The sequence below is a fragment of the Streptosporangium amethystogenes genome, from assembly GCF_000721075.1.
GTDB classification, from domain to species: domain Bacteria; phylum Actinomycetota; class Actinomycetes; order Streptosporangiales; family Streptosporangiaceae; genus Streptosporangium; species Streptosporangium amethystogenes.
Genome location: NZ_JOEQ01000048.1, coordinates 1 through 14,336 on the forward strand (window position 1 = coordinate 1; position 14,336 = coordinate 14,336).

At 68.8% G+C, this 14,336-nt stretch carries 15 protein-coding genes; 11 read left to right on the forward strand and 4 right to left on the reverse strand.

Going from position 1 to position 14,336, the window contains the following annotated elements; all coding sequences use genetic code 11:
• Positions 1 to 485: 485 nt before the first annotated feature.
• Positions 486 to 1,679: an NAD(P)-dependent malic enzyme gene (locus IG98_RS0139595; RefSeq protein WP_030924822.1), complete on the reverse strand. Its 1,194-nt coding sequence runs from the start codon at positions 1,677 to 1,679 to the stop codon at positions 486 to 488.
• 278 nt (positions 1,680 to 1,957) lie between these two features.
• Here IG98_RS0139595 and IG98_RS0139600 point away from each other — a divergent pair, with 278 nt between their 5' ends.
• Positions 1,958 to 2,488: a CGNR zinc finger domain-containing protein gene (locus IG98_RS0139600; protein WP_030924825.1), complete on the forward strand. Its 531-nt coding sequence runs from the start codon at positions 1,958 to 1,960 to the stop codon at positions 2,486 to 2,488.
• On the opposite strand, the gene IG98_RS0139605 is transcribed toward IG98_RS0139600, so the two are convergent.
• Positions 2,458 to 2,760 carry a S24 family peptidase gene (locus tag IG98_RS0139605; RefSeq protein WP_030924827.1) on the reverse strand — a complete coding sequence of 101 codons (303 nt, stop codon included), beginning with the start codon at positions 2,758 to 2,760 and terminating at the stop codon, positions 2,458 to 2,460. The genes IG98_RS0139600 and IG98_RS0139605 overlap by 31 nt on opposite strands.
• Before the next feature lie 90 nt (positions 2,761 to 2,850).
• Between IG98_RS0139605 and sodN the strand changes: the two genes are divergently transcribed.
• The 3 genes from sodN (at position 2,851) to IG98_RS0139620 (ending at position 4,731) form a co-directional block, all read left to right on the forward strand.
• Complete coding sequence (sodN, locus tag IG98_RS0139610; RefSeq protein WP_030924829.1) at positions 2,851 to 3,252, forward strand: superoxide dismutase, Ni; 402 nt, start codon at positions 2,851 to 2,853, stop codon at positions 3,250 to 3,252.
• A gap of 256 nt (positions 3,253 to 3,508) precedes the next feature.
• On the forward strand, positions 3,509 to 3,934 hold the full coding sequence (locus IG98_RS0139615) for an ATP-binding protein (RefSeq protein WP_030924831.1): 426 nt from the start codon (positions 3,509 to 3,511) through the stop codon (positions 3,932 to 3,934).
• Entirely contained in the window at positions 3,931 to 4,731 is an 801-nt protein-coding gene (locus IG98_RS0139620) for an RNA polymerase sigma factor SigF (RefSeq protein ID WP_030924834.1), read from the forward strand. The genes IG98_RS0139615 and IG98_RS0139620 overlap by 4 nt, the downstream gene beginning before the upstream one ends.
• Positions 4,732 to 4,861: 130 nt before the next feature.
• Here IG98_RS0139620 and IG98_RS0139625 read toward each other — a convergent pair whose 3' ends face one another.
• Positions 4,862 to 5,245: a hypothetical protein gene (locus tag IG98_RS0139625; protein ID WP_030924836.1), complete on the reverse strand. Its 384-nt coding sequence runs from the start codon at positions 5,243 to 5,245 to the stop codon at positions 4,862 to 4,864.
• A 114-nt stretch (positions 5,246 to 5,359) separates the two neighbouring features.
• Here IG98_RS0139625 and IG98_RS0139630 point away from each other — a divergent pair, with 114 nt between their 5' ends.
• Together IG98_RS0139630 and IG98_RS0139635 are read left to right on the forward strand one after the other, a co-directional pair.
• Positions 5,360 to 6,319, forward strand: coding sequence for a diacylglycerol/lipid kinase family protein (locus IG98_RS0139630; protein ID WP_030924839.1), 960 nt, complete (start codon positions 5,360 to 5,362; stop codon positions 6,317 to 6,319).
• Between the two features lie 279 nt (positions 6,320 to 6,598).
• Positions 6,599 to 6,853, forward strand: coding sequence for a WhiB family transcriptional regulator (locus IG98_RS0139635; protein WP_030924840.1), 255 nt, complete (start codon positions 6,599 to 6,601; stop codon positions 6,851 to 6,853).
• A gap of 390 nt (positions 6,854 to 7,243) precedes the next feature.
• Here the strand turns inward: IG98_RS0139635 and IG98_RS0139640 are convergent, their stop codons facing one another.
• Complete coding sequence (locus IG98_RS0139640; RefSeq protein WP_030924843.1) at positions 7,244 to 8,707, reverse strand: PAS domain-containing sensor histidine kinase; 1,464 nt, start codon at positions 8,705 to 8,707, stop codon at positions 7,244 to 7,246.
• Between the two features lie 68 nt (positions 8,708 to 8,775).
• Between IG98_RS0139640 and IG98_RS0139645 the strand changes: the two genes are divergently transcribed.
• The 5 genes from IG98_RS0139645 (at position 8,776) to IG98_RS0139665 (ending at position 14,278) form a co-directional block, all read left to right on the forward strand.
• Positions 8,776 to 9,936: an 8-amino-7-oxononanoate synthase gene (locus IG98_RS0139645; protein WP_051753524.1), complete on the forward strand. Its 1,161-nt coding sequence runs from the start codon at positions 8,776 to 8,778 to the stop codon at positions 9,934 to 9,936.
• Positions 9,933 to 10,652, forward strand: a complete 720-nt coding sequence (locus IG98_RS0139650; protein ID WP_030924850.1) for a GntR family transcriptional regulator — start codon at positions 9,933 to 9,935, stop codon at positions 10,650 to 10,652. Before IG98_RS0139645 ends, IG98_RS0139650 begins: the two co-directional genes overlap by 4 nt.
• A gap of 19 nt (positions 10,653 to 10,671) precedes the next feature.
• Positions 10,672 to 11,394 (forward strand): dethiobiotin synthase, encoded by a 723-nt coding sequence (bioD, locus tag IG98_RS0139655; protein WP_030924854.1) that lies wholly within the window; start codon positions 10,672 to 10,674, stop codon positions 11,392 to 11,394.
• A gap of 103 nt (positions 11,395 to 11,497) precedes the next feature.
• Positions 11,498 to 12,493, forward strand: coding sequence for a biotin synthase BioB (gene bioB, locus IG98_RS0139660; RefSeq protein ID WP_030924857.1), 996 nt, complete (start codon positions 11,498 to 11,500; stop codon positions 12,491 to 12,493).
• 132 nt (positions 12,494 to 12,625) lie between these two features.
• The gene (locus IG98_RS0139665; RefSeq protein ID WP_030924860.1) at positions 12,626 to 14,278 is read left to right on the forward strand and encodes an acetolactate synthase; all 1,653 of its coding nucleotides are present in this window, start codon (positions 12,626 to 12,628) and stop codon (positions 14,276 to 14,278) included.
• Positions 14,279 to 14,336 lie beyond the last annotated feature (58 nt).

The window sequence follows — 14,336 nt, forward strand, 5'->3', positions numbered from 1 at the left end:
ACCCGAGCCTGAGCGTCCAAACCTCCAGGCTCACCTGTTCCACCAGCTTCACCCGAAGGGGCCCGGCATCAGCCGGGCCCCTTCGGCCATTCCCACCGGATTCTTACCGGTGAAGGCTCCCCTGCCCCGTTTCGCCTTCACCCCCATGTGGTGGAGGACCCGGTCTCCGCCACCGGGCCTGACGCGGCGGCGCGGGCCCTCGGAGACGACCAGGAGCTCCTCTCCCGATCCGCCGGGACGAGCGGGTCGGCACCCACAGGCCGGCAGCGTACGTGATCCGTTCGTATCCGCGTTCCGGCCCCCTGCGAGCACAGGTGCCGGAAGCACTTTCCATGACACGACGCGCGACGGACACCGGCGGTCCTGGAAACCAGAGACGCCCCCCGCCGGTCGGGCGAGGGGCGTTCGGTCGGGCGCCTGGTGGGCGTGATCGTGCTTCGGCCGGATGGCGGGTTCGCCTGCCGCGCCGCCTGGGCTGTCGCGATCTAGAGACGGGCGACCCCGTCGACACGGGCCTGCTCGGAGACGGCGGCGATGACCGCCGGGGCGACACGCTCGTCGAACGGGCTGGGGATCACGCAGTCGGCCGACAGATCGTCGTCCCCGACCACCCCGGCCAGCGCCTCGGCGGCGGCGACCTTCATGTTCTCGGTGATCGTGGTGGCGCGGACGTCGAGCGCCCCGCGGAAGACGCCGGGGAAGGCCAGCACGTTGTTGATCTGGTTGGGGAAGTCGGAACGGCCGGTCGCGACCACCTGCGCGTACTTGCGCGCGATCTCCGGCCGCACCTCGGGCGTCGGGTTGGACAGCGCGAAGACGATCGAACCGGAGGCCATCGACGCGATGGCCTCCTCCGAGACCGTCGAGCCCGACAGTCCGATGAACACGTCGGCCCCGGCCAGCGCCTGCTCGGTGGAACCGCGCAGGTCGGCCCTGTTGCTGTCGCGGGCCAGGGCCTCCTTCACCGGGTTGAGACCGTCGCGGCCCTGGTGGATGACACCCTTGGAGTCGGCCACCGCGATGTCACCGATGCCCGCGTTGAGCAGGATCCGGCTGACCGCGATCCCGGAGGCACCGGCACCGGCGACCACGGCCCGCAGATCGCCCAGCGAGCGACCGGTCAGCCGCGCCGCGTTCTTCAGCGCGGCCAGCGCGACGATCGCGGTGCCGTGCTGGTCGTCGTGGAAGACGGGGATGTCGAGGATCTCGCGGAGGCGCGCCTCGACCTCGAAGCAGCGGGGGGCACTGATGTCCTCGAGGTTGATCCCCCCGAAGGAGGGGGCGAGCCGGACGACCGTCTCGACCAGTTCGTCCACGTCGGTGCAGTCCAGGCAGATGGGCACCGCGTCGACATTCGCGAACTGCTTGAACAGCAGGGCCTTGCCCTCCATGACCGGCATGGCGGCGGCAGGCCCGATGTCTCCGAGACCGAGCACCGCGGTGCCGTCGGAGACGACGGCGACCACATTGGAGATCCAGGTGTAGTCCTTGGCGAGTTCGGGCTTCTCGGCGATCGCGCTGCAGACCCTGGCCACGCCAGGTGTGTAGGCGAGTGCCAGGTCGTCGGCGTTGCGGACCGGGACCGTGGAACGGACCTCCAGCTTGCCCCCGCGGTGCAGGGCGAAGGCCGGATCCAGATCCAGGGCTTCGAGTGCTTCGAGAGAGATGGAAGATGGCATGGTGGCCACAGCGACCCCTGTAGTTCAGTCAGGCAGACGGATAGTTCCTTCTGAGACGGCCGCGGAAAGCCTGTCCCCGGCTTCTGTAGCCGCTCGGGGCCTACTTCACTGAGCACGGTCGCCTGGAGGGTTCGGGGGTCACCCGTCGCTCGATTGTGCCACATGTTGAGACTGTCACCACGGGCGGGTGCCCCATACTTTCGTCGTCCCGGTGTTAACCTCACCACACCGTGTAATACTCGAAGTCCATGCCACCTCTTACATTGACGGATCCCCAGATGGACCTGACCTCCTACGCGGAGCTGGCCGTACTACTGATCAACAGCCCCGACCGGCTGACCGGTCTCGAAGGGCTGCGCGCGCTCCTGGAAGAGGGCGGTCGCTACCGGCCCGGCTGCCGCATCACCAGAAGCGACCTGGAAGCCCTGCGCGACCTGCGCGAAGAGCTGATGGTCGTGTTCGAGACCGCCGAGGCGGGCGACGAGGAGGCGGTGGTCGACCGGCTCAACTCACTGCTGATCCACCACCCGGTCCAGCCACAGATCTCCGGGCACGACGGCGAGCGCTGGCACCTGCACCTCACCGAGGGCGGCCGGATGGCCGACCAGTACGCGGTGGGAGCGGTGATGGGACTCGCCACCATGATCACCGATCTCGGTGTCGACCGGCTCGGCCTCTGCCAGGCGCCGCCCTGCCGCAGGGCCTACCTCGACACCTCCTCCAACCGGTCGCGCCGGTACTGCTCGGAGCGGTGCGCCAGCCGTGCCAACGTCGCCGCCTACCGGGCCCGCCAGAAGGTCGGCCAGTAGCGCAGCACCACCCGGCCGACGATCGACGATGGAGGCAGCGCGCCGAAGTCCCAGCTGTCACGCCTGCCGGGAGCACGCTGGTTGTCGCTCTCCAGCCACCAGCCGCCGTCCGCCTCCCAGACCGCGCGTTTGACGATGAGCACGGCAGGGTCGGACGGCAGCCGGGCGACGACCAGATCGCCGGGCCTCACCACCGCTCCGCGCCGTACCCAGAGCCAGTCGCCGGACCGCAGCGCGGGCAGCATCGAGTCCCCCGCGACACGTACTCTCATCGAGCGTAACCCCCTCCCACACGGGCATTCAGAGACGAGTAAGGTCGTTAACCGGACCATTCTGAACATGGCATCAAGGAAGGATTTCCGATGCTCGCACGACTTCTGCGCCCCAGGAACATCGCGTCGGCGCACTGCGACCTGCCCTGCGGCGTATACGACCCGGCCCAGGCCCGCATCGAGGCCGAGTCCGTCAAGGCCATCATGGAGAAGTACGCCGGAAACGAGGACCCGGTGTTCCGCTCCCGTGCGCTCACCATCAAGGAGGAGCGGGCCGAGCTGGTCAAGCACCACCTGTGGGTGCTGTGGACCGACTACTTCAAGCCCCCGCACCTGGAGACCTACCCGCAGCTGCACCAGCTGTTCTGGGAGGCCACCAAGCTCGCGGGCGCGGCCGGCGGCAAGGGCACCGTCGACGTCGCCAAGGCCGACGAGCTGCTGGGCAAGATCGACGAGATCTCCAAGATCTTCTGGGAGACCAAGGCCGCCTGAAACCCTCACGACCACCCCGTGAGGAAGCGTCGGCGACTGGACTGAGGAGGGGGAGGTCGCGAGGAACGAGCGACCTCCCCCGACGAGGGAAGGAGCCGGACAAGAGCGGCCTCACCTCGACGCGCAGCGTCGCCATCTACACGACACGCGCTAGCTTCGTAATCAATACAGTCAAATCGCCCCGATCGCGAGTCCAAATGGGCCAACCACCGTCTCAGGGCTGTAGGTTGCAGTCAGCGACTCTGCGAGGAGGAACGTGACCGAACACACCGAGGCGCCCGCAGTCGGCATGGGCGGGATCCGTGACGTGGTGAGCGTCCGGCTGCCGGCGACGAGTGCTTATCTATCCGTGCTGCGTACGGCGACAGCCGCACTTGCCGTACGGCTGGACTTCACGCTGGACGAGATCGAGGATCTACGGATCGCGGTCGATGAGGCGTGCGCGATGCTGCTGACCCAGGCCGTCCCCGGCACCGATCTGACCGCCGAGTTCGAACTCACCGGGCAGTTGATGAAGGTGCGGGTCGAGGTCAGCACGGTGGGAAGCACCCCCCCGAAGCGCGACGATTTCGCGTGGATGGTGCTCACCGCCCTGGCTGATGATGTGGATGCCGTAACCGACTCCCCCGACCGTATGGCGATCGTCCTCCGCAAGCGCCGAGGCGCGGCGAGGCCGGCGTGACGGAAAGGACTCGTGCCATGGCCGCCAGCGACCACGCGGTGCCCGACCGGGTGCGTGCGCGCCTGCTCTTCGCAGAGCTGGTGGAGTTGACCTCCGACGACCCCCGGCGCCAGCGCATCCGTGACGAGCTCGTCGAGCTCCACCTTCCCCTCGTCGAATATCTCGCCCGCCGGTTCCGCAACCGGGGCGAGTGGCTGGATGACCTCACACAGGTCGCGACCATCGGCCTGATCAAGTCGATCGACCGCTTCGATCTCGGCCGCGGTGTGGAGTTCTCCACCTACGCCACCCCGACGATCGTCGGTGAGATCAAACGTCACTTCCGTGACAAGGGCTGGGCGGTCCGTGTACCGCGTCGGCTTCAGGAGCTGAAGCTCTCGCTCACCAAGGCGATCAGTGAGCTCTCCCAGCGGGAGGGACGCGCGCCGACCGTGGCCGAGCTGGCCACGTTCCTGAAGATGAGCGAGGAGGAGGTGCTCGAAGGACTGGAGTCGGCCAACGCCTACTCCACGGTCTCCCTCGACGCGCCCGACTCCGGTGACGACGACGCGCCGGCGGTGGCCGACTCCCTCGGCATCGTGGACGACTCCCTGGAGGGCGTCGAGTACCGTGAGTCGCTCAAGCCCCTGCTGGAGCGGCTGCCTCCGCGCGAGAAGCGAATCCTGCTGCTGCGTTTCTTCGGCAACATGACACAGTCTCAGATCGCCACCGAGCTCGGCATCTCGCAGATGCACGTGTCCCGGCTGCTCGCCAGGACACTCGCCCAGCTCCGCGAGGGCTTGACCGTGGACGACTAGGGCCCGCCTGGCAGGTCCTGCCGTGGCGGGGATCGGTCAGGTGGTGCCTCGTAAGGCGGAGGAGGGAACCGCGGTGGGCCGCGGTGACCGGTGACGCGGCGAGGCCCCGTCTGACCAACCCCGCGACTGCCTACTCCTGGTCCCCGTAGAGGGCGTGCGTCGTCGGCGGGGACAGTAGCGTGACCAGTCCGATCACCGCCAGGGTGATCAGCGAGATGCCGATCACCAGTTGGTCGGACTGGATCAGCGTGATCGAGATCGGGGTGGCGAAGATCTGCGTCAGCACGCCCGGACTCCGGGACCACCGCTCGGTGAGGATCATGCCCCATCCGACCCAGAGCAGAGCCGCACCGATGATGATCCCGGACACCGCGACGGCGATCGAGGTCATCAGGTCGGACGGCTGGCCGATCACGGTCTCCACTCCGACGTAGCCGCCGAGGAGCAGAGCGGTGGCGCCTTCCACCGCCATGACGGCGGCGGCGACGGTGAGGGTCATCGGACGGTTCGACACGCTGTCAACCCTATCGCCGAGGGGGGCCGCACCGTTCTTTGCCATCTTGGCTTGGACCTTGGCGGAAGGTCGGGTTTCGACGGAAGTTCGGGGCTCGGCGGATACGCTGGGATTATGCGCGCGATGCTCCTGGTGAATCCGAAGGCGACGACGACCAACCAGCGGACCAGGGATGTGCTCATCAGAGCGCTGAGCGCGACGATGAACCTGACCGTCGAGGAGACCGGCTACCGGGGGCACGCGACACAGCTCTCCCGCAAGGCCCACGCCTCCGGTTACGACGTGCTGGCCGTCCTGGGCGGTGATGGCACCATCAACGAGGCAGTGAACGGGCTGCTCGACCCGGTGGACGGAAAGGGTGGCGACGAGGGCAGCTCGGCCGACCGGCCGGCACTGCTGGCCATCCCCGGCGGCAGTGCCAATGTCTTCGCCAGGGCCCTCGGCCTGCCGAACAGCCCGGTCGAGGCGGTAGGGGCGATCCTGGAGGCGATCCGTGACGGCCGGCAGCGAATCGTCGGCCTCGGTCAGGCGATCTGGGATGGCCAGACTAGATATTTCACGTTCTGCAGTGGCCTGGGGTACGACGCCGAGGTGGTCAGGGCGGTCGAAGGGATACGAGGCACCGGCCGTAAGGCCACGCCCGCACGCTATGTGAACACCGCGTTACACCACTACCTGTCGACGGACAAGCGTCATCCCTCGATGACCGTCGAGGGGCCGGAGGTGCCGCCGACCGGCGGCATCTACATGGCCGTCGTCTCCAACACCTCACCCTGGACGTACATCGGCCCGCGGCCGGTCTCACCGACCCCGTGGGCGAGCTTCGAGACCGGCCTTGACCTGCTGGGACTGCAACGCCTGGGCCTGCCGAGCATGCTCCAGCTGATACCTCAGATCATCGGTGCCCGCGACACCCTGCCCACCGGCCGTCACCTGGTGCAACTTCACGACGAGAGAGAGTTCACGCTGAGTGCCGAGCGGCCCGTGGCGTTTCAGCTGGACGGGGACTATCTGGGGGAGGTTGAGCGAATAACGTTCCGCTCTATCCCTAATGCGTTACGAGTCGTGGTCTAACCCATTACGTCCCGTCATCGTGTGACGCATCCGACATCCATTTCAGGCAAAACGTTCTCCCAAACCTCTTGCGTGTACTGAGCGTGGCTGACAATCTCGAGATTGACGTCGGAACGTAGGACCTTTGAGCGGTACCCCGCTCCCAGGCCATCGGCGATCAAGCGGACGCGCCCCGAGCCGAACCCCGGATCGGGGAGTTGTTCGCGCTGGTTAGTGAAACTCTTCACAAAGTGAGCCGCTGGAGCGCGTAAGGGCTCCTCTTTACTAAGGAGTGGACGCATGGACTGGCGCCACCGAGCTGCCTGCCGTGACGTGGACCCCGAGCTGTTCTTCCCGATCGGCAACACCGGCCCCGCCCTGATGCAGATCGAAGAAGCGAAGCAGGTCTGCCGTACTTGCACCATCAGTGAAGCATGCCTGAAGTGGGCACTGGAATCCGGGCAGGACGCCGGCGTCTGGGGCGGCCTGAGCGAGGACGAGCGACGCGCCTTCAAGCGACGTACGGCCCGCGCCCGCGCCCGCAGTAGTGTCTGACTGCGACGCGTGCCTTTGGCGACGCTAACGCGTCGCGGTGAGACCGCTCTTACCCGGCTCTGTACTGTCGGCGACGCTAACGCATCGCAGTGAGACCGCTCTTACCCGGCTCCTTCCCTCGTCGTTCATCCGCTTCACTCCTCAGTCCAGTCGCCGGCGCGGCCTCACGGTCGTCCCTTGGGCAGGGCATGGGCACGTCCCGAGGTGGCATCTGATCGGTCACCTGGGTGGCGTTGTGGTGAAGTGCGCTGGCCTGGTTTCCTACCTCTTCGTTTGTTCCGTTTCGCGTTGCGTCAACGGCGACGTCGCGCGTAGCGGTAGGGATGCTCCGCTTTTTGGCCCGGTCGGCGATGCGGCCTCGCTGTGAGGTTTCGATCTGATGCGGTTTTCCTACCCCGCGGGGAGGGGGATGCTCAGACTTACCTCGGTGCCGCCGCCCTGTCGCGGTTCGATGGCCAGCCGCCCGGACAACTCGCCCACCACCAGGGTCCGTACGATCTGCAACCCCAGACTGGTGGTCTGGTCCAGGTCGAAGTCCTCCGGCAACCCGCTGCCGTTGTCGGACACGATCACGTCCAACCGCTCTGCCCCGCGCGACACGATCACCTGGAGTTTACCCTGACGCTGCGCCAGCCCGTGCTGGACCGCGTTCTGCAGCAACTCCGTGAGGACCATCGCCAGCGGCGTCGCGATCTCCGAGCGCAGCACCCCGAAGCTCCCGACCCGGCGCGGCACGACCTGTGTCTCCGGGGCCGCGACCTCTCCCGTCATCGCGATCACCCTGTCGGCGATGTCGTCGAAGTCCACCTGCTCCTCGGGCGTGTGGGAGAGCGTCTCGTGCACGATCGCGATCGACCCGACCCTGCGTACCGCCTCCTCCAGCGCCTCCCTGCCCTCCGGCAGCCGCAGCCGCCTGGCCTGGAGCCGCAGCAGCGCGGCCACCGTCTGCAGGTTGTTCTTCACCCGGTGGTGGATCTCCCTGATGGTGGCGTCCTTGGTCATCAGCTCTCGCTCGCGGCGGCGCAGCTCGGTCACATCCCTGATGAGCACCAGAGCGCCGATTCTCCCGCCACCGACGATCAGCGGGATCGCCCGCAGCTGCACGACGGTGCCGCCCGACTCCACCTCCGTCTCCCTGGGCTCTCGCCCGCTGGCGACGATCATCAGGTTCTCGTTGATGGGCTCGTCGGAGTAACAGAGCGTGGCGGTCGTACGGCCCAGCTCCGCACCGACCAGGTCGGCGGTGAGGCCCAGCCGCCGGTAGGCCGACAGCGCGTTCGGCGAGGCGTATGTGACACGGCCCGCCCGGTCGAGCCGGAGCAGCCCGTCACCCACCCGCGGCGAGCGGACCAGGATCGGCTCCGCGCCGGAGAACGGGAAGCGGCCCTCGGCCACCATCTGGGCCAGGTCGGAGGCGCTCTGCAGGTACGTCAGCTCCAGCCTGGAGGGGGTCCGCGCCGAGGACAGGTTCGTCGAGCGCTGGATGACGCCCAGGAAGTGGTCGGCCCGCCGCACGGGAATGGTCTCCTCGCGTACCGGCACCCCGCTCGACCAGTCCGGATCGCCCTCACGGCAGATACGCCGCTCGTTCCAGGCGGTCTCCAGCAGCGGCCGTTCGCCCTTCGCCGCGATCATGCCCACGATGTCGTCGTGATAGACGGTCGGCCCGGTGGTGGGCCGCATCTGCGCGATCGCGACCCAGCCGGAGCCGTCCTTCAGCGGGATCCACAGGATCAGGTCGGCAAAGGACAGGTCCGCGAGGAGCTGCCAGTCGGAGACCAGCGAGTGCATCCACTCCAGGTCCGCATCGTCGAGCGCGGTGTGACGAACCGCCAGGTCGCTTAGAGTCGGCACTCGTGCATCATGCGTTCTTTCCAGGCCCGAACGCGAATCGGGTGAGTCCTGCTGAAAAGATGCCGCTTATGGAGCAGATCCCTGATCCGCTGGTCCGGTTCCGTGCGGCGGCGGCCACGAGGGAGGCCGCAGGGCTACGGCGGACCCTGCGCGCCCGCACACCGGACGACGACGGCCTCGTCGATCTGGCCTCCAACGACTACCTCGGCCTGGCCAGAGACGAGCGGCTGGCCGAGGCGGCCGTGGCGGCGACACGCACCTGGGGTACCGGCTCCACGGGTTCCCGCCTGGTCACCGGCTCCACGAGCCTGCACGCGCGCCTGGAGGCACGGCTGTGCGCCTTCACCGGCGCGGAGGGCGCCCTGGTGTTCTCCTCCGGCTACCTGGCCAACCTGGCCGCCGTCGCGACTCTGGGCAGGGGCGCCCTGGTGGTCTCCGAGGCGGGCAACCACGCGTCGATAGTGGACGCCTGCCGGCTGTCGCGCTCGCGGGTCGTGGTCACCCCGCACCGGGACGTCGCCGCCGTGGAGCGGGCGCTGGCCTGCCGGGACGAGGAGCACGCGATCGTGGTCACGGACGCGGTCTTCTCCGTGGACGGCGATCTGGCCCCACTCGCGGAGCTGTACGCGGCGACGGTGCGGCAGGGTGCGCTGCTGGTCGTCGACGAGGCCCACGCGATCGGGGTCATCGGGCCGCGCGGACAGGGCGCCGTGCACGCCGCGGGGCTGGCGGCCGAGCCGGGCATTGTGAGAACGATCACACTGTCCAAGTCCCTGGGCTCCCAGGGTGGAGCCGTACTGGCCGCGCCCGAGGTGATCCAAACCCTTGTGGACACAGGCCGGTCGTTCATCTTCGACACCGGGCTGGCACCCGGCAGCGTGGCCGCGGCACTCGCCGCTGTCGATATCCTTCACCATCAGCCCGAACTGCCCGGACGCGTGCGAACCATGGCGAGGGAGCTGGCCGCTATGGCCCGCGATCTCGGCCTGGAAAGCGGCGATCCAGCGGGTGGGGTCGTCCCCGTCGTGCTCGGCCCACCCGAGATCGCACTTCGGGCCGCCCTCATCTGTGCGGAACACGGGGTGCGCGCCGGATGCTTCCGGCCGCCCTCGGTGCCGGTCGGCCGCTCTTGCCTGCGCTTGACGGCACGGGCCAATCTGAGTTCCGACGATCTAGCGGTGACCAGGGGTGCACTCACCGCCGTGGCCGAGATGAAGGTGACCATGTGAGCGACGACTCCCCGAGAATCCCGAAATACTACGACGTCAAGCGCAGCCTGCTCACCCTCACCAAGAGCCTGCCCGCGGGTAGTGCGCTACCCCCCGAGCGAGCTCTCGCGGTCCGCTTCGAGACGTCGCGCACCACGGTGCGCCAAGCCCTGTCCGAACTCGTGGTCGAGGGCCGCCTGGTGCGCATCCAGGGCAAGGGGACGTTCGTCGCACAGCCCAAGGTCGCCCAGGTCCTCCAGCTGACCTCCTACACCGGGGATCTACGGACCGTCGGCCTCGAACCCGACACCAAGATCCTTGACATCAGTTACGTCACCGCCGACGAGCAGTTGGCCCGCCGCCTGGCCATCAACGCCGGCGGCCGTGTGCTGCGCATTCACCGGTTACGCCTGGCCAGCGGCGAGCCGATGTCGATCGACACCACCCACCTGTCGGCTCGGCGCTTCCCCCGCCTGCGGCGGGAGCTGGAGATGCACTCCTCGCTGTACGAGACGCTGTACAACGCGTACAACGTGCGGCTGACCGACGCCGAGGAGATCATCGAGACCGTGCTGGCCACCCCGTACGACGCACAGGTGCTCGGTGTCGACGCGGGCCTGCCGCTGCTCCTGCTCACCAGGCACGCCTTCGACGCGGACGGCAACCCGGTCGAGTGGGCACAGTCCCTGTACCGGGGCGACCGCTACAAGTTCGTCACCCGGCTGCGCCGCCCCTGACCCACCTAAGCTGGGACGGGTGAGCATTCTCGTGGTCACCGGGACCGACACCGGGGTGGGAAAGACCGTCGTCACCGCGGCGGTGGCCTCGCTCGCCAGAGAGCGAGGCTCCTCCGTGGCCGTGCTGAAACCCGCGCAGACCGGGGTGTCGGACACCGAACCCGGCGACATGGACGACGTCATCCGGCTGTCCGGGGTACGGACGACCTTCGAGTCGGCCAGGTACCCCGCCGCGCTGTCACCCGCGGCGGCGGCGCGCCTGGCCGGTCTGCCGCCGGTCTCCCTCGCCCGGGTGGCGGACCGGGTCGGCGAACTGGCCGGCTCACACCGGCTGGTGATCGTCGAGGGTGCCGGCGGGCTCCTCGTCCGCTTCGACGAGGAGGGCGCGACCTTGGCCGACCTGGCCAGGGCGCTCTCGGCACCGGTGCTCCTGGTGACCAGGGCCGGGCTGGGCACGCTCAACCACACCGCGCTGACGCTGGAGGCGATGGCCCACCGAGGGCTGGAGCCGGCCGGGGTGGTGATCGGCTCCTGGCCGGCCGCGCCCGGCGTCGCCGAGCGGAGCAACGTCGCGGATCTGGAGATGCTGGCCGCCCGGCCGCTGGCGGGCGCCCTCCCCGAGGGCGCCGGGCTGCTGGAGCGTGACGCCTTCGCCCGCGCCGCCCACTCCGGGCTGGGGCCGGCGCTGGGCGGTGGTTTCGACCCCGCCGCCTTCCGCACCACCCTTAGGCTTTCCCCGTAGCCACGACCGTGGATCCGAACCGCTCGACGTCCTCCCCGGTGGAAGCCGGGAATCCCACCCCTTCCCGGGGTCGGCACCCGGGGTCTCCACGCTGGAGGTATTCATGAGCGACATCCTCGAGATCGCCAGGACGCAGGTGCTGGAGGGGGGCCGCGGTCTCGACGCCGCGCGGGCCCTGTGCTGCCTGGAGCTGCCGGACGACCGCCTGGCCGAGCTGCTGGCCCTGGCCCACGAGGTGCGGATTAAGTGGTGTGGTCCCGAGGTGGAGGTCGAGGGGATCGTCTCCCTCAAGACAGGCGGCTGCCCCGAGGACTGCCACTTCTGCTCGCAGTCGGGGCAGTTCTCCTCTCCGGTCCGCGCCGTCTGGCTGGACATCCCCTCGCTGGTCGAGGCCGCCAGGGAGACCGCCGCGACCGGGGCCACCGAGTTCTGCATCGTGGCCGCCGTACGGGGCCCCGACCAGCGCCTGATGGACCAGGTCCGCCAAGGCGTGAAGGCGATCCGCGAGGCGGTCGACATCAACGTCGCATGCTCACTGGGCATGCTCACCCAGGCGCAGGTCGACGAGCTGGCCGAGATGGGGGTGCACCGCTACAACCACAACCTGGAGACCGCGAGGTCCCACTTCGGGAAGGTCGTCACCACCCACACCTGGGAGGAGCGCTGGGACACCTGCCTGATGGTGCGCGAGGCCGGCATGGAACTGTGCTGCGGCGGCATCGTGGGCATGGGCGAGACCCGGGAGCAGCGTGCCGAGTTCGCCGGGCAGCTGGGCGAGCTGGCGCCCGACGAGGTTCCGCTGAACTTCCTCAACCCGCGCCCCGGCACGCCCTTCGAGTCCTTCCCGCTGCTGGAGGGGGCCGAGGCGCTCCGGACCATCGCCGCCTTCAGGCTCGCGCTGCCCCGCACGATCCTGCGCTACGCGGGCGGTCGCGAGCTGACCCTGGGCGACCTGGGCACCCGCGACGGCATGCTCGGCGGCATCAACGCGATCATCGTGGGGAACTACCTGACCACCCTGGGCCGCGCGGCCGAGGCCGACCTCAGCCTGCTGGCGGACCTGAAGATGCCCATCAAGGCGCTCTCCGACACGCTCTGAGCCTCCCTCCGACGAATGCCGGCCCCTTATCTCCAGCCCGATGCCATATGTGTCGCCCGCATTAGGCGAGGGGATCTGGGCAGGGAGAACAATCCCTGTTCGGCTAAGTGACTGACTGGTAGGTTGCGCGATATGGAGTCTCCGAAGCACGCAGGTGACATCGCGGTCGCCATCTCCAAGGCATACGGCATCGAGACCATGTTCACCCTGTCCGGTGGACATGTCTTCCCGCTCTACGACGGCGCGGTCCACGAGGGGATGCCCATCCTGGACGTTCGCCACGAGCAGAGCGCGGTCTTCGCCGCCGAGGCGACCGCGCGGCTCACCCGTAAACCCGGGCTGGCCGTACTCACCGCGGGACCCGGCATCACCAACGGCGTCAGCGGAGTGGCCACCGCGCACTTCAACGGCTCGCCCGTCGTGGTCATGGGAGGCCGTGCCCCCCAGTCCCGGTGGGGTTCAGGCGCGCTACAGGAGATCGACCACCCACCGTTGTTCGCACCGATCACCAAGCTGGCCTTCACCGGATCGGGCGCCGACTCCATCGCGCAGGACGTGGAGATGGCCTTCCGCACCGCCCTCGCCCCGCACCGCGGCCCCGTCTTCCTCGACTTCCACATGGACCACCTCTTCTCGGCCGCGCCTCCGCTCGAAGAGGCCCCCGAGACGTTGACTCCGTCGCCGCTGGAGCCCGACCCCGACGCGCTGGCCGCGATCGCCCGCCTGATCGCCGAGGCCCAGCGTCCGGTGCTGGTGCTCGGTTCCGATGTGTGGATGGACCGCGCCGAGGAGGTCGCCAGAAGCTTCGCCGAGGAATACCGACTGCCGGTCATCCCCAACGGCCAGGGGCGCGGCATCCTGCCCGCCGGCCACGAACTGCTGGTCACCCGGGCCAGGGGAATGGCGTTCTCCCAGGCGGACCTGGTGATCGTGGCCGGCACCCCGATCGACTTCCGCCTCGGCTACGGCTGGTTCGGCGGCAAGGACGGCGCCCCGCTCGCCAAGGTCGTGCACCTGGCCGACGCGCCGTCGCAGCTGGCCACGCACATGGACCCGGTCGGCACCGCCGCCGGTGACCTCTCGCTGCTCTTCTGGGGACTTGGCACGGCCTGTGCCGAAGCGGGCGTGTCCCCCAAGAGCTACGCCCCCTGGGTGACCCGGCTCTCCGAGGCGGCCTCGGCCGCCATCGCCGCCGACGCCGCCCTGCTTGAGTCCGCAGCCGACCCGATCCACCCGATGCGGATCTACGGCGAGCTGGGCAAGCTCCTCGCCGACGACGCCGTGGTGATCGGCGACGGCGGCGACTTCGTCTCGTACGCGGGCAAGTACGTCGAGCCGAAGCAGCCGGGAAACTGGCTCGACCCGGGCCCGTACGGCTGCCTGGGCACGGGCCTGGGTTACGCCATCGCCGCCAGGGTGGCCCGTCCCTCCTCGCAGGTGGTGCTGTTGCTCGGCGACGGCGCGGCCGGCTTCTCGCTGATGGACGTCGACACTCTCGTACGCCACCGCCTGCCGGTTGTGATGATCTGCGGCAACAACGGCATGTGGGGTCTGGAGAAGCATCCCATGCAGATGCTCTACGGCTACGACGTGGCCGCGGACCTCCAGCCCCAGTGCCGCTACGACCAGGTGGTGACCGCCCTCGGCGGTGGCGGCGAGCTCGTCACCGATCCCGCACAGATCGGCCCGGCCCTGCGCCGCGCGTTCGACTCCGGTGTGCCCTACATGGTCAACATCGCCACCGACCCCTCGGTGGCCTACCCTCGCCAGACCACGGGCGTCTAGGCCCTGCTCGACGGATGCCGGTCTCGGCGGCCTGTCGCCGCCGAGACCGGCATCGGTG

Coding starts and splice junctions, on each gene's coding strand:
- IG98_RS0139635 (WP_030924840.1), top strand. CDS start 6,599: ATGGACTGGCGCCACCGAGCTGCCTGCCGTGACGTGGACCCCGAGCTG.
- IG98_RS0139595 (WP_030924822.1), bottom strand. CDS start 1,679: ATGCCATCTTCCATCTCTCTCGAAGCACTCGAAGCCCTGGATCTGGAT.
- IG98_RS0139645 (WP_051753524.1), top strand. CDS start 8,776: ATGGAGCAGATCCCTGATCCGCTGGTCCGGTTCCGTGCGGCGGCGGCC.
- IG98_RS0139665 (WP_030924860.1), top strand. CDS start 12,626: ATGGAGTCTCCGAAGCACGCAGGTGACATCGCGGTCGCCATCTCCAAG.
- IG98_RS0139600 (WP_030924825.1), top strand. CDS start 1,958: ATGGACCTGACCTCCTACGCGGAGCTGGCCGTACTACTGATCAACAGC.
- sodN (WP_030924829.1), top strand. CDS start 2,851: ATGCTCGCACGACTTCTGCGCCCCAGGAACATCGCGTCGGCGCACTGC.
- IG98_RS0139630 (WP_030924839.1), top strand. CDS start 5,360: ATGCGCGCGATGCTCCTGGTGAATCCGAAGGCGACGACGACCAACCAG.
- bioB (WP_030924857.1), top strand. CDS start 11,498: ATGAGCGACATCCTCGAGATCGCCAGGACGCAGGTGCTGGAGGGGGGC.
- IG98_RS0139605 (WP_030924827.1), bottom strand. CDS start 2,760: ATGAGAGTACGTGTCGCGGGGGACTCGATGCTGCCCGCGCTGCGGTCC.